General features: G+C 74.8%; 14 protein-coding genes. 9 read left to right on the forward strand and 5 right to left on the reverse strand.

Annotated features, from left to right (window positions below):
* Positions 1-6: 6 nt before the first annotated feature.
* The 3 genes from EAH89_RS12825 (at position 7) to EAH89_RS12835 (ending at position 4,410) form a co-directional block, all read left to right on the forward strand.
* Complete coding sequence (locus tag EAH89_RS12825) at positions 7-1,275, forward strand: MFS transporter (protein ID WP_140883611.1); 1,269 nt, start codon at positions 7-9, stop codon at positions 1,273-1,275.
* A gap of 97 nt (positions 1,276-1,372) precedes the next feature.
* Positions 1,373-2,356: a TAXI family TRAP transporter solute-binding subunit gene (locus EAH89_RS12830; RefSeq protein WP_140883614.1), complete on the forward strand. Its 984-nt coding sequence runs from the start codon at positions 1,373-1,375 to the stop codon at positions 2,354-2,356.
* A complete protein-coding gene (locus EAH89_RS12835) occupies positions 2,356-4,410 on the forward strand; it encodes a TRAP transporter permease (protein WP_140883616.1) in 2,055 nt (684 codons plus the stop codon). The genes EAH89_RS12830 and EAH89_RS12835 overlap by 1 nt, the downstream gene beginning before the upstream one ends.
* A 312-nt stretch (positions 4,411-4,722) precedes the next feature.
* On the opposite strand, the gene EAH89_RS12840 is transcribed toward EAH89_RS12835, so the two are convergent.
* The gene (locus EAH89_RS12840; RefSeq protein ID WP_241666997.1) at positions 4,723-6,156 is read right to left on the reverse strand and encodes an MFS transporter; all 1,434 of its coding nucleotides are present in this window, start codon (positions 6,154-6,156) and stop codon (positions 4,723-4,725) included.
* A 101-nt stretch (positions 6,157-6,257) separates the two neighbouring features.
* Between EAH89_RS12840 and hemW the strand changes: the two genes are divergently transcribed.
* Complete coding sequence (gene hemW / locus EAH89_RS12845) at positions 6,258-7,463, forward strand: radical SAM family heme chaperone HemW (protein WP_241666998.1); 1,206 nt, start codon at positions 6,258-6,260, stop codon at positions 7,461-7,463.
* A 118-nt stretch (positions 7,464-7,581) separates the two neighbouring features.
* On the forward strand, positions 7,582-9,282 hold the full coding sequence (locus EAH89_RS12850) for a methyl-accepting chemotaxis protein (protein ID WP_140883621.1): 1,701 nt from the start codon (positions 7,582-7,584) through the stop codon (positions 9,280-9,282).
* Positions 9,283-9,306: 24 nt separating this feature from the next.
* On the opposite strand, the gene EAH89_RS12855 is transcribed toward EAH89_RS12850, so the two are convergent.
* The 4 genes from EAH89_RS12855 to rsmI form a co-directional block, all read right to left on the reverse strand.
* Positions 9,307-10,062, reverse strand: a complete 756-nt coding sequence (locus tag EAH89_RS12855; protein WP_140883624.1) for an SDR family oxidoreductase — start codon at positions 10,060-10,062, stop codon at positions 9,307-9,309.
* Positions 10,059-12,401 carry a xanthine dehydrogenase family protein molybdopterin-binding subunit gene (locus EAH89_RS12860; protein ID WP_140883626.1) on the reverse strand — a complete coding sequence of 781 codons (2,343 nt, stop codon included), beginning with the start codon at positions 12,399-12,401 and terminating at the stop codon, positions 10,059-10,061. The genes EAH89_RS12855 and EAH89_RS12860 overlap by 4 nt, the downstream gene beginning before the upstream one ends.
* A gap of 119 nt (positions 12,402-12,520) precedes the next feature.
* Positions 12,521-13,678 carry a glycosyltransferase family protein gene (locus EAH89_RS12865; protein ID WP_140883629.1) on the reverse strand — a complete coding sequence of 386 codons (1,158 nt, stop codon included), beginning with the start codon at positions 13,676-13,678 and terminating at the stop codon, positions 12,521-12,523.
* Between the two features lie 332 nt (positions 13,679-14,010).
* The gene (gene rsmI / locus EAH89_RS12870; protein ID WP_140883716.1) at positions 14,011-14,859 is read right to left on the reverse strand and encodes a 16S rRNA (cytidine(1402)-2'-O)-methyltransferase; all 849 of its coding nucleotides are present in this window, start codon (positions 14,857-14,859) and stop codon (positions 14,011-14,013) included.
* A gap of 98 nt (positions 14,860-14,957) precedes the next feature.
* Here rsmI and EAH89_RS12875 point away from each other — a divergent pair, with 98 nt between their 5' ends.
* The 4 genes from EAH89_RS12875 (at position 14,958) to murJ (ending at position 20,281) form a co-directional block, all read left to right on the forward strand.
* Positions 14,958-16,175 (forward strand): penicillin-binding protein activator, encoded by a 1,218-nt coding sequence (locus EAH89_RS12875; RefSeq protein WP_161993566.1) that lies wholly within the window; start codon positions 14,958-14,960, stop codon positions 16,173-16,175.
* A 19-nt stretch (positions 16,176-16,194) separates the two neighbouring features.
* Positions 16,195-17,562: an ATP-binding protein gene (locus EAH89_RS12880; protein ID WP_140883634.1), complete on the forward strand. Its 1,368-nt coding sequence runs from the start codon at positions 16,195-16,197 to the stop codon at positions 17,560-17,562.
* Positions 17,563-17,736: 174 nt separating this feature from the next.
* Positions 17,737-18,738: a tryptophan--tRNA ligase gene (trpS, locus tag EAH89_RS12885; protein WP_140883636.1), complete on the forward strand. Its 1,002-nt coding sequence runs from the start codon at positions 17,737-17,739 to the stop codon at positions 18,736-18,738.
* A 13-nt stretch (positions 18,739-18,751) separates the two neighbouring features.
* A complete protein-coding gene (gene murJ / locus EAH89_RS12890) occupies positions 18,752-20,281 on the forward strand; it encodes a murein biosynthesis integral membrane protein MurJ (protein ID WP_140883638.1) in 1,530 nt (509 codons plus the stop codon).
* Positions 20,282-20,318: the final 37 nt, after the last annotated feature.

Genomic DNA, 20,318 nt, shown 5'->3' on the forward strand with positions numbered 1-20,318 from the left:
TCGCCCGTGAACCGCCGCGAGTTCGCCTGGTCGCTCTACGACTGGGCGAACAGCGCCTTTCCCACGGTGGTGACCACCTTCGTCATCGCCACCTGGTTCGCCCAGGCCGTGGCGCCCGACCCCGTGGCGGGGCAGACGATGTGGGGGTGGATGCAGACCGCGGCCGGGCTCGCGATCGCCCTGCTGTCGCCGGTGCTGGGGGCGGTGGCGGACGCGGGGGGCCGGCGGCGGCTGATGCTCGGGCTCTGCACGGTGGCGACCGCTGCCTGCACGGCCGCGATCTGGTTCGCGCGGCCGGAGGCCTCCTCGGCCATCTACGTGCTCGCCTGCGTGGGGCTGGCGACGGTGTTCTTCGAGGTGGGCACCGTCTTCTACAACGCGATGCTGCCGGAGGTGGCCTCGCCCGCGCGGATCGGGCGGGTCTCGGGGCTGGCCTGGGGGCTGGGCTACGCGGGGGGGCTCACCTGCCTCGTGCTGTGCCTCTTCGGGCTGATCCGGCCCGATCCCCCGCCCTTCGGGCTGGACAAGACGCAGGGGGAGACGATCCGGGCGGCGGCGGTGCTCGTGGGCGCCTGGATGCTGCTGTTCGGCTGGCCGGTGCTGGTGGCGCTGCGGGACCCGCCGGGGGTGAAGCCGGGCTGGAGGGAGGCGGCGCGGGCGGGGCTCGCGGAGCTGCGCGGCGTGCTGCGGGGGCTCACAGGGCGGCCCGACATGCTGCGCTTCCTCCTCGCGCGGCTGTTCTACACGGACGGGCTGAACACGCTGTTTGCCTTCGGCGCGATCTTCGCGGCCGGGGTGCACGGGCTCGGCTTCCAGGAGGTGCTGCTCTTCGGGATCGCGATGAACGTCTCGGCCGGGATCGGGGCGGCGCTGGGCGGGCTGGTGGAGGATCGGGTGGGGTCGCGGCGGATGGTGCTGGCCTCGCTCGCGGCGCTGGTCGCGATCGGCCTCGCGCTGGTGGTGGTGGAGGGGGCCGCGCTGTTCTGGGGCCTGGCGCTGGTGCTCGGGCTGTTCTTCGGGCCGGCGCAGGCGGCCTCGCGCACACTGATGGCCCGGCTGGCGCCCGAGGGGGAGATGGCCGCGCATTTCGGGCTCTTCGCGCTCTCGGGCCGGATCACGGGGTTCCTGGGGCCGGCGGTGTTGGCGGCGGTGACGCAGTGGAGCGGGAGCCAGCGCCTGGGCATGGCGACCACCGCGGGCTTCATGGCCCTTGGGGCCGTGCTGCTGCTGGGGGTGCGGGAGAGGCCGGGTGGAAACGGCGTAACGACACCGTAACGAGAGCCGGGGGCGCGGCCCTTCCGCCGCCTCCGAAGGGCGGGCTATGGTGCACCCAGGGAAACGGTACCCAGAAGCGAACCAAGGAGAACGGGCGATGGCAATCCCGCGTCGAGGCATCCTCGCGGCCGGCACGGTGCTGGCGGCGCCGACCCTGCTGGCATCGCGGCGCGCATCCGCGCAGGGGCAGCAACTCGCGATCGCGACGGGCACCACGGGCGGCGTCTACTACCCGCTGGGCGGGGCGCTGGCGAACCTCATCTCGCGGCAGATGCCGGGCATGTCGGCCACCGTGGAGGTGACGGGGGGCTCGGTCGGCAATCTCCAGCTTCTCGGCGCCGGACGCGTCGGGCTGATCTTCACGCAGGTGGACGCGGCGGTGGACGCGGTGCGCGGGAACGAGCGCTTCCGGGGCCGCCCGGTGCCGGCGCGGGCGATCGCGGTCATCTACACCAACCGCATGCAGGTGGTGACGGTCGCGAGCACGGGCATCAAGTCGATCCCGGACATGAAGGGCAAGCGCGTCTCCACGGGCGCGCCGGGCTCGGCGACCGAGGTGATGGCGCTGCGGCTGATCGAGGCGGCGGGGCTCGATCCCGCGAAGGACTTCCGCGCGCGCGAGCGCCTGTCGCCGGCGGAATCGACCAACGCGGTGAAGGACGGGAAGCTCGACGCCTACTTCTTCGTCTCGGGCATCCCGACGAGCGCGATCACGGACCTCGGCGCCAGCCCGGGCGTGCAGATCCAGATGATCGACCACGCCGAGTACACGGCGAAGATCGTGGAGAAGCACGGGCCGGTCTACTTCAACGAGGTGATCCCGGCCGGCACCTATCCGGGGCAGGCCACCGACAACAAGCAGATGTCGGTGGCCAACGTGCTGGCCGTTCGCGAGGACATGCCGGCCGAGATGGTGACGAGCCTGCTGAAGCTGACCTGGGAGGGGCGCGAGGACCTGGCGCGCACCCACGCGGAGGCGCGGAACTTCAAGCTGGAGGGGCAGAAGACCGCGGCGGCCGGCATCCCCTGGCACCCGGCGGCGGAAGCCTACTGGCGCTCGGCCGGCGCGACGCTCGCCTGATGCGCCGCGAGGAGGTGGCGGTTCCGTCGGACGGGCCGGCGGGCGCGGCCCCGGGGCTGGGCGCCGGGCTGCCCTTCGAGGTGGCGCCGGGCTCGCTGGACGCCGCCACCACCGCGCGGGTCGAGGCGCTGATCGAGGAGGAGGAGGGCGCGCAGCACCGCTTCCGCGGCGTGCTCGCCTGGATCGGCACGGCGATGGCGCTGGCGATGAGCCTGTTCCATCTCTGGGCGGCCTGGGACATCGTGCCGACGACGACGCTGCGCTTCGTGCACGTGGGCTTCGCGCTGGCGATCGGCTTCTTCCTGTTTCCCGTCTCCAAGCGATTCCGGCACCGCTTCATGGCCTGGGACGCCGTGCTGATCGCGGTGTCGCTCTACGTCATCTGGTATCTCGTCTCCGGCGGCGACGACCTGCAGGACCGGGTGATCTTCCCCGAGCCGATGGACCTCGTGGTCGGCTGGCTGCTCGTCGGGCTGGTGCTGGAGGTGACGCGGCGCACCACGGGGCCGGTGATGCCCGTCGTGGCCCTCGCCTTCATCGCCTACGCCTTCCTCGGCAACCACCTTCCCGCGCCCTGGACGCACCGGGGCTATGATTCCGAGCGGCTGATCCCGCATCTGGCGGTGGGGCTGGACGGCATCTTCGGGACGGCGGTGGACGTCTCGGCGACGCTGATCATCCTCTTCACCATCTACGGCGCCATCCTGCAGCTCAGCGGCGCGGGGAAGTTCTTCGTGGACTTCTCCTTCTCGATCATGGGGGGCAAGGCGAGCAGCGCGGGACGGACGGTGGTGCTGTCCTCCTTCCTGCTCGGCGGTCCGTCGGGCTCGGGGGTCGCGACCACGGTGACGCTCGGCACCGTCGCCTGGCCGATGATGAAGAAGGTTGGCTACAAGGCGTCGGACGCCGGCGGGCTGCTGGCGGCGGGGGGCCTGGGCGCCATCATCTCGCCGCCCGTGCTGGGGGCGGCGGCCTTCCTCATCTCCGAGTACCTGAAGATCGGCTACCTCGACGTGCTGCGCATGGCGATCGTGCCGACCTGCCTCTACTACGCCTCACTGCTGTTCATGGTGGAGCTGGACCAGCGGCGGCTGGGGGCGGCGGGCAAGGCGGTGGAGGTGCCCTCCGCCACCCCGGCGCGGGAGCTGGTGCGGAAGTACGGGTTCCACTTCTCCTCGCTGGTCGCGATCATCGTGTTCATGGTGCTCGGCTACAGCTCCACGCTGGCGGTGCTCTACGCGATGGCCGTCGCGGTGGTGCTGTCCTTCCTGCGGCGGGACACGGCGCTGGTGCCGAAGAAGCTGGTGGAGGCGCTGGCGATCGGCGCGATCCAGTCGGTCGGCATCGCGGCCACCTGCGCCTGCGCGGGGATCATCGTGGGCGTGATCACGCTGACGGGGCTCGGGCTGAAGTTCTCGGACATCGCGATCCAGGCGGCGAACGGGTCCATCCTGGGGACGGCGCTGTTCACGGGGCTGATCGTCTGGGTCATCGGCCTCGCGGTGCCGGTGACGGCCAGCTACATCATCTGCGCGGTGGTGGCGGCGCCGGCGCTGATGAAGCTCGGCGTGCCCGACTACGCCGCGCACATGTTCGTCTTCTACTACGCCGTGCTGAGCGAGGTCTCGCCGCCGACCGCGCTGTCGCCCTTTGCGGCCGCGGCCATCACGGGGGCGGGGCCCTACTCCACGACGCTCCAGGCCTGGAAGTACACCTTGCCGGCCTTCGTGCTGCCCTTCGTTTTCGTGACGGATCCGGAGGGCGTGGGGCTGCTGCTGAACCTGACGCCGAGCATGACCTGGCTGGACGTGGCCTGGCAGATCCTGCTGGCGACGCTGGGTCTCGCGGCCCTGGCGGCGGCCTGCCAGGGCTTCTTCCGGCGGGCGCTGAACGGGCTGGAGCGGGCGGGCTTCACGGTGGCGGGGCTGCTGCTGGTCTTCCCGGCGCTGCTCGAGGGGGTGCTGCCCTGGCTGCCGGCGCCGCACTGGATCGGCATGGCGCTGGCGGCGGGGCTGCTGGTGCTGCAGGGGCGCGGGCGGGCGGCGGTGCGGTGAGGGGGTGCGGGTGACTCCGGGAGGCGCTGCCTCCCAGACCCTCCGGGCAAACGCGAAGCGTTTGTCCCGAGCCGGGGAGCCGGCGGGCTCCCCGGACCTCGCGATCTGTTTTTCCAGGGCTGAACCGGCCGGGGCAGCGCCCTTGGATTATTCTTCAAGCCGCGTGGGTTGAGACGTCAGTCGCCGGAGGTCATCGACCTCCGGCGCGCGTCAAACCGGACGCGGGGTCCGGGGTGGCCGCCGCCACCCCGGCGGAGGGTTCGGGAGGCAGCGCCTCCCGAGAGTCACCCGCTGCAACAGTCCAGGCTCATCTCATCCCCGCGCCCGCAGCCGAAGCAGGCTGACGACGGCACCCAGCGCTGCCAGGGCGCAGCCGATGGCGAGCGCCGTCTTGGGTCCCGCGACGGCCATGCCGGGCATCCAGGCGAGGACGAGCCCGACGGTGGCCGCCCCGCTGGTCTGGCCGACGAGGCGGGCGGTGCTGAGCATGCCGCTGGCCCCGCCCGCGCGCTCCGGGGGCGCGGCGCCGACGAGGGTGCGGTTGTTGGGTGTCTGGAAGAGGCCGAAGCCGAAGCCGCAGAGGGCCATGCGCCAGACGATGTCGAGCGGCTGGGGCGAGGCGGGCAGCAGGGCCATGGCGCCGAGGCCGCCCGAGAGCATGGCCAGCCCCACGCCGCCGAGGAGGCCGGCCGGGAAGCGCTCCATCAGCCGGCCCGAGAGGGGGGCGGCGACGGCGGTCGCGATGAACCAGGAGGTCGTCAGCAGCCCCGCCGCGAAGACGGAGAAGCCGAGGCCGGTCTGCAGCAGGAAGGGCAGGGAGGCGAAGGCGAGCATCTGCGCCGCGAAGGAGCACAGCGAGGTGCCGATCGAGAGGGCGAAGATCGGGATCCGCAGCAGGTCCACCGGCAGGAGGGGCCGCGCCACGCCGGCCTGCCGGCGGACGAGCCAGACGCCCGCCAGGAGGCCGACGGCGACCTCCGGCAGGGCGGAGAGGGCGGAGCCGCCATGGGCGAGGGAATCAAGGCCGAGGATGACGAGGCCGAAGGTCGCGGCGGAGAGCACCGCGCTCAGCACGTCGAAGCGGTGCCGCCCGCGCGGGCTTTCGGGCAGGGAGCGCCAGCCGATGGCCAGCGCGAGGAGGCCGATCGGCAGGTTGACCGCGAAGATCCAGGGCCAGTCGGCGACGCCGAGGATGAGCCCCGCGGCCGTGGGCCCCGCCGCCGCGGCCGTGGAGACGACCATGGCGTTGAAGCCGAGCCCCCGCCCGAGATGGGCGCGGGGCTGGATGAAGCGGACGAGGGCGGTGTTCACGCTCATCAGCCCCGCCGCGCCCAGGCCCTGCACGGCGCGGGCGGCGACGAGGGCCTCGAAGCTGCCGGAGAGGGCGCAGAGGACGGAGGCGAGGGTGAAGAGGATCAGGCCGCCGAGGTAGATGCGGCGGTAGCCCACGATCTCGCCGAGGGCGGCCAGCGGCAGGAGGGAGACGGTGACCGCGAGCTGGTAGGCGTTGGTCGCCCAGATCGAGGTGGAGGGGGAGGTGTTCAGCTCCCGCGCGATGGTCGGCAGGGCGGCGCCGGCGATGGTGCCGTCGATGACGGACATGGCGATGGCGAGCGCGACCGCGAGGGTGGCCAGCCGGCGCCGGGGCGGGGGCAGGCCGTCCGGGATCGCCGGCGGGGCCGGGCAGGCGGGGCCGTCCCCGGCGGGGATGGTCGCGGCGGGGGCGATGTCGGGCGGGGGCGGCACGGGACCCTCTCTGCGCCCGGCAGCATGTGGGGGGCAACCGGGCGGCGCCATCCCCTTCGCCGCGCTTTGCCGGGCGGGGCGTGCGTGACCATATCCGCCGCGTGAGCGATGTCCTGACCCCTTCCCCGGCCGTGCAGCGCGAGGCGGAGCCGCTGGCGCTCTACGTCCACTGGCCCTTCTGCGCGTCCAAGTGCCCCTATTGCGACTTCAATTCCCATGTCCGGCCCGCGGTGGACGCCGCGCGGCACGGGCGGGCGCTGGTGGCGGAGCTGGAGCACGAGGCGGCGCGGCTGGCGGCCTGGGGCGGGCCGCGGCGGCTGGCCTCGGTCTTCTTCGGGGGCGGCACGCCCTCCCTCATGCCGCCCGAGGCCGTGGCGGCGGTGATCGGGCGGGCGCGGGCGCTGTTCGAGGCGGCGCCGGACCTCGAGGTGACGCTGGAGGCAAATCCCACGAGCGTGGAGGCGGGGCGGCTGCGGGAGTTCCGCGCGGCCGGGGTGAACCGCCTCTCGCTCGGCGTGCAGGCGCTGGACGCGGCCTCGCTCGGCTTCCTCGGGCGGAACCACTCGGCGGGGGAGGCGGTGGCGGCGCTGGAGCACGCGCGCGCGACCTTCCCGCGGCTCTCCTTCGACCTCATCTACGCGCGCCCCGGGCAGGGCGAGGCCGCGTGGCGGGCGGAGCTTCGCCGGGCGCTGGCGCTGGCGGCGGATCACCTCTCGCTCTACCAGTTGACGGTGGAGCCCGGGACGCGCTTCGCGACGGAACACGCGCGCGGGGCCTTCCACCTGCCGGAGGGGGACGAGGCCGCCGCCCTCTACGCCGCGACGGCCGAGGAGGCGGCGCGCTTCGGGCTGGCGCCCTACGAGGTCAGCAACTACGCGAAGCCGGGCGCGGAGAGCCGGCACAACCTCGCCTACTGGCGCTACGGCGACTACCTCGGCATCGGCGCCGGGGCGCACCAGCGGCTCTCGCGCGGGGGCGATATCCTGGCGGCGCGGCGGCACCGCGCGCCGGAGACGTGGCTCGAGCGGGTGGAGCGCGAGGGGCACGCGCGGGTGGAGGAGGAGGCGCTGTCGCCGGTCGACCGCGGGCGGGAGGCGATGCTGATGGGGCTGCGGCTCTCCGAGGGGGTGGACCCCCGGCGCATCGAGGCGCGGAGCGGGCTGCCCTTCGAGGCGGTGGTGGACGCCGGCATGCTCGAGGCGCTGCGCGAGGAGGGCTACCTGGCCTGGCTTCCGGACGGGCGGCTGGCGGCCACGACGGAGGGGCGGCTGCGGCTGGACGCGCTGCTGCCGGCGCTGCTGCGCTAGCCGAGGAGCGGGCGCGGGAGGGGTTCCTTAATCCCGTTCTGAAATTCTCCGCTCCGTTGCTCCTGGCCGAATCTCCCTGGCGCGGGGGAGCGGCGGGTGCCTGGATTCGGAGATCGGGATGAGCGTGGCGCGTTTCGTCGGGAACCGGTCGATCGGCGCGAAGATCGGCGTGGCGACGGGGCTGATGATCGTCACGAGCGTGGGGTTGCTGGTCGGCGCCCTGCTGGGGCTGGGCCGGCTCGGGGAGATGAACGCCGAGTTCGTGGATCGCCGCACGCCGCGCATGGTGCTCGCGCTCGAGACCGCCGCGGCGGTGAGCGCGGCGGGGATCGACGAGAAGAACATCATCATCGAGGCGGCGCGCCCGGCCGCCGTGCAGGAGCGGCTGGCGCGCTACAAGGAGGCGATGCGCAAGGGCTTCGGGAGCCTGGAGGCGCTGCAGGGCGTCGCACAGCCCGAGCGCCGGTCGCTGGTCGAGGAGGCGCAGCGCGAGCTGCGCGTCTACGCCGCCGCGGTGGAGCGGATCGTGACGCTCTCGCTCGAGGGGCGGCTCGAGGAGGCGAGCGCGCTGTCCGTCGGCGAGGCGCGGCGGGCGCGGCGGCGCGTGACCGAGATCGCCGAGCTCATCGTCGCCGCCAACCGCCAGGAGATGGCCGCGCAGGCGGTCGCCGCGCGCGAGAGCGGCGCCGCGCTGGAGCGCGGGCTGATCCTCGCCTCGGTGCTGGGCCTGGGGCTGGCGACGCTGATGATGTTCCTCGTCGGGCGGCTGGGCGTGCAGAAGCCGCTGCACCGGATCACGGGCGCCATGGGCCGCCTGGCCGCCGGCGACCTCGACGTGACGGTGGAGGGGCAGGAGCGCGGCGACGAGATCGGCGCGCTGTCGCGGGCGCTGGACGTCTTCCGGGAGAACGCCCTCGAGGCCCGGCGCCTGGCCGCGGCGCAGGCCGAGGAGCGGGCCGCGAAGGAGCGCCGCGCGGCGCGGCTCGAGGAGGTGATCGGGGGCTTCGAGGGCGCGGTGGGCTCGCTGACCGGGCATCTCGCCTCTGCCTCGACCGAGCTGGAGGCGACGGCGCAGTCGATGTCGCGGATCGCGCGCCAGACGACGGACAAGGCCGGCACCGTCTCCATGGCGGCGCAGGCGAGCAGCGGCGGCGTGCAGGCCGTGGCCGCGGCGACCGAGGAGCTTTCGGCCTCCATCGGCGAGATCAGCCGCCAGGTGTCGCAGGCCACCGAGGTGACGGGCCGCGCGGTGCGGGATGCCCGCAACACCGACGGCACCGTGCGCGCGCTGGCGGCCGCAGCGGGCAAGATCGGCGAGGTCGTGAACATGATCACCACCATCGCCGGGCAGACGAACCTTCTCGCGCTGAACGCGACGATCGAGGCGGCGCGGGCCGGCGAGGCGGGGCGCGGCTTCGCGGTGGTGGCGAGCGAGGTGAAGAGCCTGGCCCAGGCGACGAGCAAGGCGACGGAGGAGATCGGCGCGCAGATCGCGGAGATGCAGGCCTCCACCCAGGCGACGGTGGGCGCGATCGGCGCGATCGCGGCGGTGATCGACGAGGTGAGCGCGATCACCGTGAACATCGCGACCGCGGTGGAGCAGCAGAACGCGGCGACCGCCGAGATCTCGCGCGCGGTGGCCGCCACGGCGCAGGCGACCGAGGAGGTGACGCAGACCATCGGCGATGTCGGCCGCAACGCCGGCGAGACCGGCGCCGCCTCCGCCCAGGTGCTGGCCGCCGCCTCCGACCTGGCGGGAAGCTCGGAGCGGCTCTCGGCGGAGGTGCGGGGCTTCCTCGCCGACGTGCGGGCGGCCTAGCAGGCGCCGGGCCGCCCGGGGGCGCTATCCCTGGCCGGGCTTGTGGACGCGGAGCGGGCCGAAGCTCTGCGCCACGGGCATCACCTGCAGCGTGTTGACGTTCACGCGGGCGGGGCGGGTCGCCACCCAGTGGATGGCGTCGGCGATGTCCTCGGGCGTCAGCGCGTCGGCGCCCTGGTAGACGGCGGCGGCCTTGGCGTCGTCGCCGAAGCGGACGTTGCTGAACTCCGTGCCGCCGACGAGGCCGGGCTCGATGTCCGTCACCCGCACCGGCGTGCCGTAGAGGTCGGCGCGGAGATTGAGGCTGAACTGGCGGACGAAGGCCTTGGTGGCGCCGTAGACGTTGCCGCCGGGGTAGGGGAACTCGGCGGCGGTGGAGCCGATGTTGACGATGTGGCCGCGCCCGCGCGCGACCATGCCGGGCAGCACGGCGCGGGTGAGGTACATCAGCCCCTTCACGTTGGTGTCGACCATCGCGTCCCAGTCGTCGAGCGACGCCTCCTGCGCGGGGCCGAGGCCGCGGGCGAGGCCGGCGTTGTTGACGAGGACGTCGATCGCCGACCACTCGGCGGGAAGGGAGGCGATGGCGGCCTCGACGGCGGCGCGGTCGCGCACGTCGAGCGCGACCGGGTGGACCTTCTCCGCGCCGAGGTCGCGGCCCAGCGCCTTCAGGCGGTCGGCGCGGCGGCCGATGGCGACGATGCGGGCGCCGTCCTCGGCGAAGCGGCGGGCGGTCGCGGCGCCGAAGCCGGAGGTGGCGCCGGTGATGAGGACGATCACGCGGCGACGCCCTCGTGCAGCAGGCGCCAGACCTTCAGCGGCGTCGCGGGCATGTCCACGTGGGCGATGCCGCGCTCGGCCAGGGCGTCGACCACGGCGTTCATCACGGAGGGCAGCGCGCCCGCGCAGCCGGCCTCGCCGCAGCCCTTGGCGCCGAGCGCGTTGGTGCGGGCGGGCACGGGGTGGCTGGCGAAGCCGAGCGACGGCGCGTGCCCGGCGCGCGGCAGGCCGTAGTCCATGTAGGAGCCGCTGAGGAGCTGGCCGTCCTCGTCATAGGCGGTGTGCTCGGTCAGCGCCTGGCCGATCCCCTGCACGATGCCGCCATGCGCCTGGCCCGCGACGAGCATCGGGTTCACGAGCGTGCCGAAGTCGTTGACGGTGACGTAGCTCACGACCTCGGTCTCGCCGGTCTCGGGGTCGATCTCCACCTCCGCGACGTGGCAGCCGTTGGGGAAGGCGCTGTCCTCGTACTGGTCGGTGGTGGAGACATCCAGCGTGGCCGGCAGGTCGCCGGGCGGGGCGGGCAGGGTGCGGAGTTGGGCGGCCAGCTCCAGCAGGCCGATGCCGCGGTCGGTGCCGGCGATGGTGAAGCGGCCGGCGGAGAACTCGATGTCCTCGGCGGAGGCTTCGAGCGCATGGGCGGCGAGCTTCCGCCCGCGCTCGATGACCTGGGCGCTCGCGGTGGAGAGGGCGGTGCCGCTGGCCATCATGGAGCGCGAGCCGCCGGTGCCGCCGCCGGCGATCAGCAGGTCGCTGTCGCCCTGCATCAGCCGGATGCGATCGAAGGGGATGCCGAGGCGGTCCACCAGCACCTGGGCGAAGGGCGAGGCGTGGCCCTGGCCGTAGTCGAGCGTGCCCGTGAGGATGGTGACGCCGCCGTCCTCGTCGAAGCGGATGCCGCCCATTTCCTTCGAGGGTGGGGCCGTGACCTCCAGGTAGTGGCCGATGCCGATGCCGCGCAGCCGGCCGCGGCGGCGGGCCTCGGCGCGGCGGGCGGGGAAGTTGTCCCAGTCGGCGGCGGCCAGCGCCTCCTCCAGGATCGCGGGGAAGTCGCCGCTGTCGTAGTGCATGCCGGACGGCGCGTCGTAGGGGATCTGGTCCGGCTGGATGTGGTTGCGGCGGCGCAGCTCCACGCGGTCGATGCCCATCTCGCGCGCGGCGGTGTCGACCAGCCGCTCCATGTAGTAGTTGCCCTCGGGCCGCCCCGCGCCGCGGTAGGCACCGACGGGGGTGGTGTTGGTGAAGACGCAGCGCGTCGAGACCTCCACGAGCGGCGTGCGGTAGACGCCGATGACGTTCTTCACCGTGTTCATGGTCGAGGGCAGCGTCGTCGCGTTCGACAGGTAGGCGCCGAGGTTGCCGAAGCCGGTCAGGCGCACGGCGAGGAAGTGGCCCTCGGCGTCGAGCGCCAGCTCGCCGAGCGTGTCGTGGTCGCGGCCGTGGCTGTCCGACAGGAAGCTCTCCGAGCGCGTGTCGGTCCACTTCACGGGGCGGCCGAGGGTGCGGGCGGCGTGCAGCAGGGCGGGGTACTCGGGGTAGACGCTCGCCTTCATGCCGAAGGAGCCGCCGACGTTGCCGGTGAGCATCCGCACGCCCTCGACCTCGACGCCCATGACCTTGGCGAGGCCGCCGCGCATGCCGAAGACGCCCTGGCTGCCGGCGCGCAGCACGTAGCGGCCGTCCTCGTAGGCGCCGATGGCCGAGCGGGGCTCCATGGGCGAGACGACGACGCGGCTGTTGCGCAGCGGCAGGCGCACGACATGGGCGGCGCGGGCGAAGGCGGCGGCCACGGCCTCGGCGTCGCCGTAGTGGAAGTCGACCACGGTGTTGCCGGGCACGGCCTCGTGCAGGAGGGGGGCGCCGGGGGCCACGGCCTCCCGCGCCTCGGTCACGGCGGGCAGGGGGTCGACGTCGAGGAGCACCGCCTCGGCGGCGTCGCGCGCCTCCTTCTCGGTCTCGGCGACCACCATGGCCACGGGGTCGCCGACGAAGCGGACCTTGTCGGTGGTCAGCACGGGCTGGCGGGGCAGGCGGGGCGGCGAGCCGTCGCGGTTCTTCTGGCCGACGGTCAGCGACATGGGGCCGATGCCGGCGGCCTCGAGGTCGGCGCCGGTGACGATGGCGAGCACGCCGGGCATGGCGCGCGCGGCCTCCGTGTCGATGCCGCGGATGGTCCCGTGGGCGAAGGGGCTGCGGACCATCACCGCATGGGCCTGGCCGGGCAGGGAGAGGTCGTCGCTGTAGCGTCCCTCGCCCCGCAGCAGCACCGGGTCCTCCTTGCGGGAGACGGGCTGGCCGATGCCGAACTTGATCTGGGACGGGTCGAGCGCGGCGTTCATGCGGGCATCCTTGGCGGCGGGCGGCGGGGGCCGCCCTGCCGCCAAGGTGGGCGGTGACCCCGCGGGGCGAAACCCCCCCGCCCCCGGAAGCCGGCTGGCCGGCCTGGGAGGGGCCGCGGCTAGGGGGCCGGGGGGAGGGGGTTGCGGCCGCGGAACTCCCGGCTCGTCAGCAGGATCTCGCGCACCGTCCGGACGGAGTTCTGCCCGGCGTAGAGGTCGATCGCGGCCTCCTCGGGCTCGCGGTCGAGCAGCCAGCGGAAGAGGGCGGCCACGTCCTCGCGGGTGGCGGGGCGCTCGCGCTCGAGGCGCTGCCGGGACTGCTGCTCGATCAGGTTGGCGAGGTCGTCGCGGCGGAAGCGCTGCTGGCGCTTGCGGGCGTCGGCGACGATGCCGGCCACCTGGCTGCCGACGCCGGCCGCGACGTGGTGCTCCGGCCCCTCCACCCACTCCATGCGGTCGAAGCCGAGGTCGCGGAACTTCGCGCCGCGGAACGAGGCGCCCTCGGCGCCGATGTAGCGGCCGAAGCAGACGTCGGTCATGACGCGGGCGATGCCGAGGGCGTGGCAGCCGATGGTCTTCACCGCGTCCTGGGAGGTGTGCGGGCCGGCGGCCTCCAGGCCCTCCATCCAGCGGTAGATCGCCATGTGGTCGCGCCAGGCGTAGTCGGCCTCGGCCAGGATGCGGTCGTAGGGTTCCAGCCATTCGCGCAGGCGGCGCCAGGGCTCGCGCTTGAGGCCGAAGGCCCAGTGGTGGTCGAGCATGACCAGCCAGGCCTCGGGGCCGGGGGGCGCGGCCTTGTGGTCGCCGTAGGCGGCGAAGTAGCCGATGCGGGGGTCACGGTCCGCGACGGCGCGCAGCTCCTCCATGATGCGGAGGTACTCGGGGCCGAGCTCGAGGTCGTCCTCGAAGAAGAGGGCGCAGTCGGCGTCGAGCGCCTCGAAGGCGAGGACCTCGCCGCGGCGGATGTTGGCGGCGATCCCGAGGTTGGTGCGCGCCGCCGCCACCTGGCCGCGCGGAAAATGGGCGCGGAAGGCGGCGATGGAGGCCTCGATCTCCGCGTCCTCGGCGTAGCGGAGGCCGGTGCGGGCGGAGACGGCGCCGTCCTGCAGGAGGAAGACGCGGCGGGGGTCGAGGGTCACGCCCCGCTGGCGGAGCAGGGAGGCGCAGACGCGCTCGAGATAGGCGGGGCGGTTGAAGCCGACGAGGATGACGGGGATGTCGAGCACCCGCGGGGCGGGGTCGCCGTGGAGGGCCGGGGCGGCCAGCGGATCGCTCAACGGGGTTCTCCCTGTCTCGCGCCCTCGCTAGGCCGGGGCGGGCGGGATGGCAACGGGGGCGGGCGGGTTGCGCCGGTGGACCCTGGGAGGCTCTGCCTCCCAGACCCTCCGCCGGGGTGGCAGCGGCCACCCCGGACCCCGCGAGGGTTTTGACGCGCGCCCGAGGTCGATGACCTCGGGCGACCGGCGGGTCAGTCCGCGTGGCCGGGAAAATCCTCCAGGGGCGCTGCCTCTGCCGGTTCAGCCCTGGAAAAATAGATCGCGGGGTCCGGGGGGCGCGCTCGCCCCCCGGCGGAGGGTCAGGGAGGCAGAGCCTCCCTGGGGTCGACGGGTCACCCCTCCTCGCGCCCGAGTTCCAGCGCCCGCGCGTAGACCTGTCGCCGGGGCAGGCCGGTGGCGGTCGCGACCATGGCGGCGGCGTCGCGCAGGGACTGCCCGGCGGCGAGCGCCGCGCGGAGGCGGTCCTCCACCTCGTCGGCGCCGCCGGTGGCCTCCGGGGCGGGGCCGACGACGACGACGATCTCGCCCCGGGGGGCCTGGGCGGCGTAGTGGGCGGCGAGGTCCGGAAGGGACGCGCGGCGGACCTCCTCGAAGCGCTTGGTGAGCTCGCGCGCGACCGCGGCGGGGCGGCTGCCGAAGCCTTCGGCGAGAGCGGCGAGGCATTCGGCGAGGCGGTGGGGGGCCTCGAAGAAGACGAGGGTGGCGGCGAGGCCGGCGGCCTCGGCGGCGCGAAGGCGCCCGATCGCCTCGGCGCGCGCGCCGGCGCGGGGCGGCAGGAAGCCCATGAAGAGGAAGGGCTGGGGCGGCAGGCCGGAGAGGGTGAGGGCCATGACGGCCGCGTTGGGCCCGGGCACGGCGGAGACGGGGGCGCCGGCCTCGATCGCCGCGCGGGCGAGGCGGTAGCCGGGGTCGCTGACCAGCGGCGTGCCGGCGTCGGAGACGAGGGCGATGCGGGCGCCGCCGAGGAGGCGCTCGACCAGGCGGGGCACCTCGCGCGCCTCGTTGTGGTCGTGCAGGGGCTGGAGGGGGGCCGAGATGCCGTGGCGGGCGAGCAGGGGCGCCGTCACGCGCGTGTCCTCGCAGAGGATGAGCTCGGCGCCGCGCAGGGTCACGACTGCGCGGGAGGAAAGGTCCCCCAGGTTGCCGATGGGGGTGGCGACCAGCCATAACCCGGGGGCCAGGCCGGTCGACGCGCCGGTGGACGCGCCGGTGGACGCGCCGCTGGATGCGTCGGCAACTGGGCTCCCGGCACCCGATTCGTCACCTCGAGGGGGCTCGCGTGCATCCTGTTCCGTTCCGGGGCCCTGCCCTGCCGCGTCGTTCCCTGGCACCCCGCGCCCCCCGTCTCGGCGCCCTGGCGGCGCTGCTGGCCCTTGTGGGGCTCGCCGCCTGCGCGCCGCAAGGGCCGCGGGGCGGTTACGCCCGCCCCTCCGCGCCCCTCGTCGGCGGCGGCGCGCTGGCGGAGGCGCCGGTGACGCGGGTGGCGGTGCTGCTGCCGCTGAGCGGGCCGCAGGGCGCGCTCGGGCCGGCCATGCTGAACGCGGCCACCCTCGCGCTGTTCGACGCGAACCTGCGGGGCGTGGAGCTGATGCCGCGCGACACCACGGGCTCGTCCGGCGGCGCCTCGGAGGCGGTGCGCTCGGCGATCGCGGACGGGGCGCGGGTGGTGGTGGGGCCGCTGACGGGGCCGGAGACCACGGCCGCGGCCGGGCAGGCGCGGGCGGCGGGCGTGCCCGTGCTCGCCTTCACCAACGACGTGGAGCAGGGCGGCAACGGCGTCTGGGTGACGGGGGTAACGCCCTCGCAGCAGGTGCGGCGGCTGCTGGCCTCGGCCCAGGCGGCGGGGGTGCGGCGGATCGGCCTCGCGGGGCCGGAGGGGGCCTTCACGCGGCAGCTGGCCAACGCGCTCCGCAACGCCTCGCGCGAGGCGGGGATGGCGGCCCCGGTGATCGTGACCTACCCCGCCGCGGCCTCGCGCCCGCAGGTGGCCGGGCAGGTCGTCTCCCAGGCCGGGACCGAGGCGGTGGGGCTGATGATCATCGGCGAGAGCGGGGCGGGCGCGCGGGAGCTGGCGGCGGCGCTGGCCGCGGCCGGGATCGGCGCGCCGGCGACGCGGATCGGCGGGCCGACGCTCTGGGCGGGGGATGCCGCGCTGGCTGCGGAGCCGGCGCTGGCCGGGGCGCTGGTCCCGGGGCCCGACCCCGCGGCGCGCGCCTCCTTCGAGGGGCGCTACCAGGCGGCCTTCGGCGACCGGCCGCCGCGGCTTGCGGCCACGGCCTACGACGCGACCGCGGCCGCGCTGCGCTCGGTGCGGCCGGGCGACCCGACGACGCCCGCGGCGCCCCCGGTCGGCGAGGTGCTGCAGGGGGCGGACGGCGCCTTCCGGCTGCTGCCGAACGGGCAGGTGCAGCGGGCGCTCGCGGTCTATGCCCTGACGCCGGGCGCGGAGCCGCAGCCGGTGGAGCCGCCGGTGCTGCCGGGCGCCGCCGGGTCCTGAGGACGCGCGGCCCGCCCTGATGCCGCCGCGCCCGCCGCTCGCCGACGTGCTGCGCGCGGCGGGGCTGATGGGCGGGGTGCCGGCGGTGGTGCTGCTGGCGCTCGGCCTCACGGGGCAGGCGACGCCGCTCGGCGTGCTGCTGGGCCTGCTGGCGACGGGGCTGGCGGCGCTGCTGCTCGCCCGCTCCTGGACGGGAACCCTGGCGGGGCTGGAGGACCACCTGCGCGCGGCCGCGGAGGGGCGCGCGCCCCGGCCGGCGCCCCGGCCGCTGACGCGCGCGGCGGGGCGGGTGACGGACCTGGCCGCCCGGCTGGCGCGGAGCCTGACGGAGCGGGAGGCGATGGTCGGGCGGCTCCGCCGGGCGGACGCCGCGATCGTCGAGGCCCTGCCCGACCCCCTGATCGTGCTCGCCGAGGACCGCCGCCCGCTGCGGGCCAACGCCGCCGCCCGGCGCTTCTTCGGCGCGGGGGCGGGGGGCGGGGAGGAGGCCTTCCTCCGCCACCCCGGCATCGCCGGCGCCGTGGACCGGGCGCTGGCGGAGGGCGCGGTGCAGTCGGCCGAGGTGGTGCTGCCCGTGCCGGTGGCGCGCGACCTCTCCACCGCCGTGATCCCGCTCGACCCGCCGCTCTCGGACGGGGGGCGGCTGCTGGTGGTGCTGGCGGACCGCACCCAGGCGCGGGCGGCCGAGCGGATGCGGGCCGACTTCGTGGCGAACGCGAGCCACGAGCTGCGGACCCCGCTCGCCTCCATCATGGGCTTCGTCGAGACGCTGCGCGGCCCGGCGGAGGGCGACGCGGAGGCGAGCAGGCGCTTCCTCGCCATCATCGCGGAGCAGGCCGAGCGGATGCGGCGGCTGATCGAGGACCTGCTGGGCCTGTCGCGCATCGAGATGACCGAGCACCAGGCGCCGACCGGCGCCGCCCGGCTGGACGAGCTGGCGCGGGCGGAGGCGGAGGCGATGGCGCCGCTGTTCGCCGCGCGCGGGGCGCGGCTGGCGCTGGAGCTGGCGCCGGCCACCGCCGCCCCGGCCGATCCCGGCCAGCTCTCCCAGGTGCTGCGGAACCTCATGGAGAACGCGGTGCGCTACGGGCGCGAGGGCGGGCAGGTGGTGCTGAGCGTGCGCGCCCTGGCCGCGCCCGAGGGGCCCCTGCCGCCGGGGGTGCTGCTGCGGGTGGCCGATGACGGGCCGGGGATCGCGCGGGAGCACATCCCGCGGCTGACGGAGCGCTTCTACCGCGTGGACGCCGGGCGGGGGCGGGGCGCGGGCGGCACGGGGCTGGGGCTGGCGATCGTGAAGCACATCGTCTCCCACCACCGCGGGCAGCTGCTGATCGAGAGCGAGCCGGGGCGGGGGACGGTGATGCGGGTGTGGTTGCCCGGAGGCTGAGGGGCGCCGCCGCGCCACGCCGCCGCGGAATCCGCGCGCTCCGCGCGGCCCTGCCTTGACGCCGCCGCCCGCGGGCGGGACACCCCGCGCGCACCCCTCCTTGCGCGCTCCCGGCGCGCCGGGCCCACCATGCCCCCGGCGCTCCAACCGCCGGCCGGCCAGGAACCCCCTTCCATGCAGCGCGTGTTCTCGGGCATCCAGCCCTCCGGCGTCCCCACCCTCGGCAACTACCTGGGGGCCATCCGCAACTGGGTGCCGATGCAGGATACGCACGAGGCGATCTTCTGCGTGGTGGACCAGCACGCGATCACCCAGTGGCAGGACCCGCGGGAGCTGACGCGGCAGACGCGGGACATGGCGGCGGCGCTGCTGGCCTGCGGGCTCGATCCGGCGCGCTGCACGCTGTTCGTGCAGTCCCATGTCCACGCGCACACGCGGCTGGCCTGGATCTTCAACTGCGTGGCGCGGATCGGCTGGCTGAACCGCATGACGCAGTTCAAGGACAAGGCCGGCAAGGACCGGGACAACGCGGGCGCGGGCCTCTACGTCTACCCGAACCTCATGGCCGCCGACATCCACGCCTACCACGCGACGCGCGTGCCGGTGGGCGAGGACCAGAAGCAGCACCTGGAGCTGGCGAACGACATCGCCGAGAAGTTCAACCACGACTACGGCGCGGAGTTCTTCCCGCACATCGACCCGCACATCATGGGGGTCGCGGCCCGCGTGATGAGCCTGCGCGACGGCACGAAGAAGATGAGCAAGTCGGACCCCTCCGACCAGTCGCGCATCAACCTGAGCGACGACGCCGACACGATCTCGCTCAAGATCCGCCGCGCCAAGACGGACCCGGAGCCGCTGCCCTCCGAGATGCAGGGGCTGGAGAACCGGCCGGAGGCGCGGAACCTGGTGGGCATCCTCGCGGCCGTCACCGACGCGACGCCGGAGGAGGTGCTGCGCCAGCACGGCGGGCAGGGCTTCGGGACCTTCAAGGGCATCCTGGCCGACGCGCTGACCGCGCATCTCGCGCCCATCGCGGCCGAGACGCGGCGGCTGCTGGACGACCCGGGCGCGGTGGACGCGCTCCTGCGGCGGGGCGCGGAGCGGGCGCGGGCGATCGCGGAGCCGATCGTGGCGAAGGCGGAGGAGCTGGTCGGCTTCCTGCCGCCGCGCTGACGCGCCGCGCGCCATGCTGAGGGGCATCCTCACCGTCGGAAGCTGGACGCTGGCCAGCCGCGCGCTCGGCTTCCTGCGGGACATGCTGATCGCGGCGAGCCTCGGCGCGGGGCCGATCGCCGACGCCTTCTTCATTGCGCTGAAGCTGCCGAACCTGTTTCGCCGCCTGTTCGGCGAGGGCGCCTTCAACGCGGCCTTCGTGCCGGCCTTCGCGGGCACGCTGGCCGTGAACGGGCCGGCGCAGGCGCGCGCGCTGGCCGAGCGCATGTCGACGCTGATGACGCTGTGGCTGACGATGCTGACGGTGCTCGGCATCCTCTTCATGCCCTGGGTGATGCGCGCGCTGGCGCCGGGCTTCGTGGACGACCCGCTGCGCTTCGGGCTGGCCGTCGAGATGACGCGGATCACCTTTCCCTACCTCGTCTTCATCTGCCTCACGGCGCTCGTCTCGGGCGTGTTGAACGGGCTCGATCGCTTCGCGGCGGCGGCGGGCGCGCCGGTGCTGTTCAACATCCTCTCGATGGCGGCGCTCTTTGCGCTGACGCCTTTCGTGGCGACCCCCGGCCACGCGCTGGCCTGGGGCGTCACGGTCTCGGGCGCGGCGCAGCTCCTTCTCGTCTGGGTGGCGGTGGCGCGGGCGGGGATGCCGATGCGGCTCGTCTCCCGCCCAAGCGTGACGCCGGAGGTGCGGGCGGTGCTCAAGCGGATGGTGCCGGGGCTGATCGGCGCGGGGGTGACGCAGCTCAACCTTGCGGTGGACCTCGTCATCTCCTCGCTGCTGCCGCCGGGCGCGGTGTCCTACCTCTACTACGCGGACCGGATCGGGCAGCTGCCGCTCGGCGTCATCGGGGCGGCGGTGGGGACGGCGATGCTGCCGCTGCTGTCGAAGCAGCTGCGCGGCGGCAAGCCGCTCTCGGCGCACCGCACGATGAACCGGGCGCTGGAGCTGTCGCTGGCGCTCGCCCTGCCGGCGGCGGCGGCGCAGGCGCTGCTGGCCTGGCCAATCATCTCCGGCCTGTTCCTGCGCGGCGCCTTCGGGGAGCTCGAGGCGGCGGCCACGGCAGCGGCGCTGACGGCCTACGCGCTGGGGCTGCCCGCCTTCATCCTGGTGAAGACCTTCGTGCCGGGCTTCTTCGCGCGCGGCGACACGGCGACGCCGGTGAAGGTCGGGCTGGCGGTGGTGGCGCTGAACCTGGCGCTGAACCTCGTGCTCACGCGCTACCTCGCGCATGTCGGCATCGCGCTCTCCACCGGCCTGTCCGCCTGGGTGAACGTGATGGTGCTGGCCTGGCTACTGCGGCGGCGCCAGGCCTGGCGCCCGGACCGGCGCCTGCGGCGGCGCGTGCCGCGGCTGCTGATCGCGACGCTCGCCATGGCGCTGGTGCTGATCGCGCTGCGCGCGGTGGTGCCGGAGCCCGTGGGGTCCACGGCGCGGCTCCTGGTGCTGGCGATGTATGTCGGCGTGGGGCTGGTGACGTATTTCGGCATCGCGCAGACGATCGGCGGGCTGCACCTCGCGGAGATCCGGCGGCGGCGGGTCTGACCTCCTTCGCGGGCGGCTCCCGGGAGGCTCCGCCTCC

It is taken from the genome of Muricoccus nepalensis, from assembly GCF_006438825.1.
Taxonomy (GTDB): Bacteria; Pseudomonadota; Alphaproteobacteria; order Acetobacterales; family Acetobacteraceae; genus Roseomonas; species Roseomonas nepalensis.

What these genes read in the sequence shown, in the direction of transcription:
- EAH89_RS12830 (WP_140883614.1), top strand. Translation starts at nt 1,373, where the DNA reads ATGGCAATCCCGCGTCGAGGCATCCTCGCGGCCGGCACGGTGCTGGCG.
- EAH89_RS12835 (WP_140883616.1), top strand. Translation starts at nt 2,356, where the DNA reads ATGCGCCGCGAGGAGGTGGCGGTTCCGTCGGACGGGCCGGCGGGCGCG.
- EAH89_RS12850 (WP_140883621.1), top strand. Translation starts at nt 7,582, where the DNA reads ATGAGCGTGGCGCGTTTCGTCGGGAACCGGTCGATCGGCGCGAAGATC.
- EAH89_RS12860 (WP_140883626.1), bottom strand. Translation starts at nt 12,401, where the DNA reads ATGAACGCCGCGCTCGACCCGTCCCAGATCAAGTTCGGCATCGGCCAG.
- EAH89_RS12880 (WP_140883634.1), top strand. Translation starts at nt 16,195, where the DNA reads ATGCCGCCGCGCCCGCCGCTCGCCGACGTGCTGCGCGCGGCGGGGCTG.
- trpS (WP_140883636.1), top strand. Translation starts at nt 17,737, where the DNA reads ATGCAGCGCGTGTTCTCGGGCATCCAGCCCTCCGGCGTCCCCACCCTC.
- murJ (WP_140883638.1), top strand. Translation starts at nt 18,752, where the DNA reads ATGCTGAGGGGCATCCTCACCGTCGGAAGCTGGACGCTGGCCAGCCGC.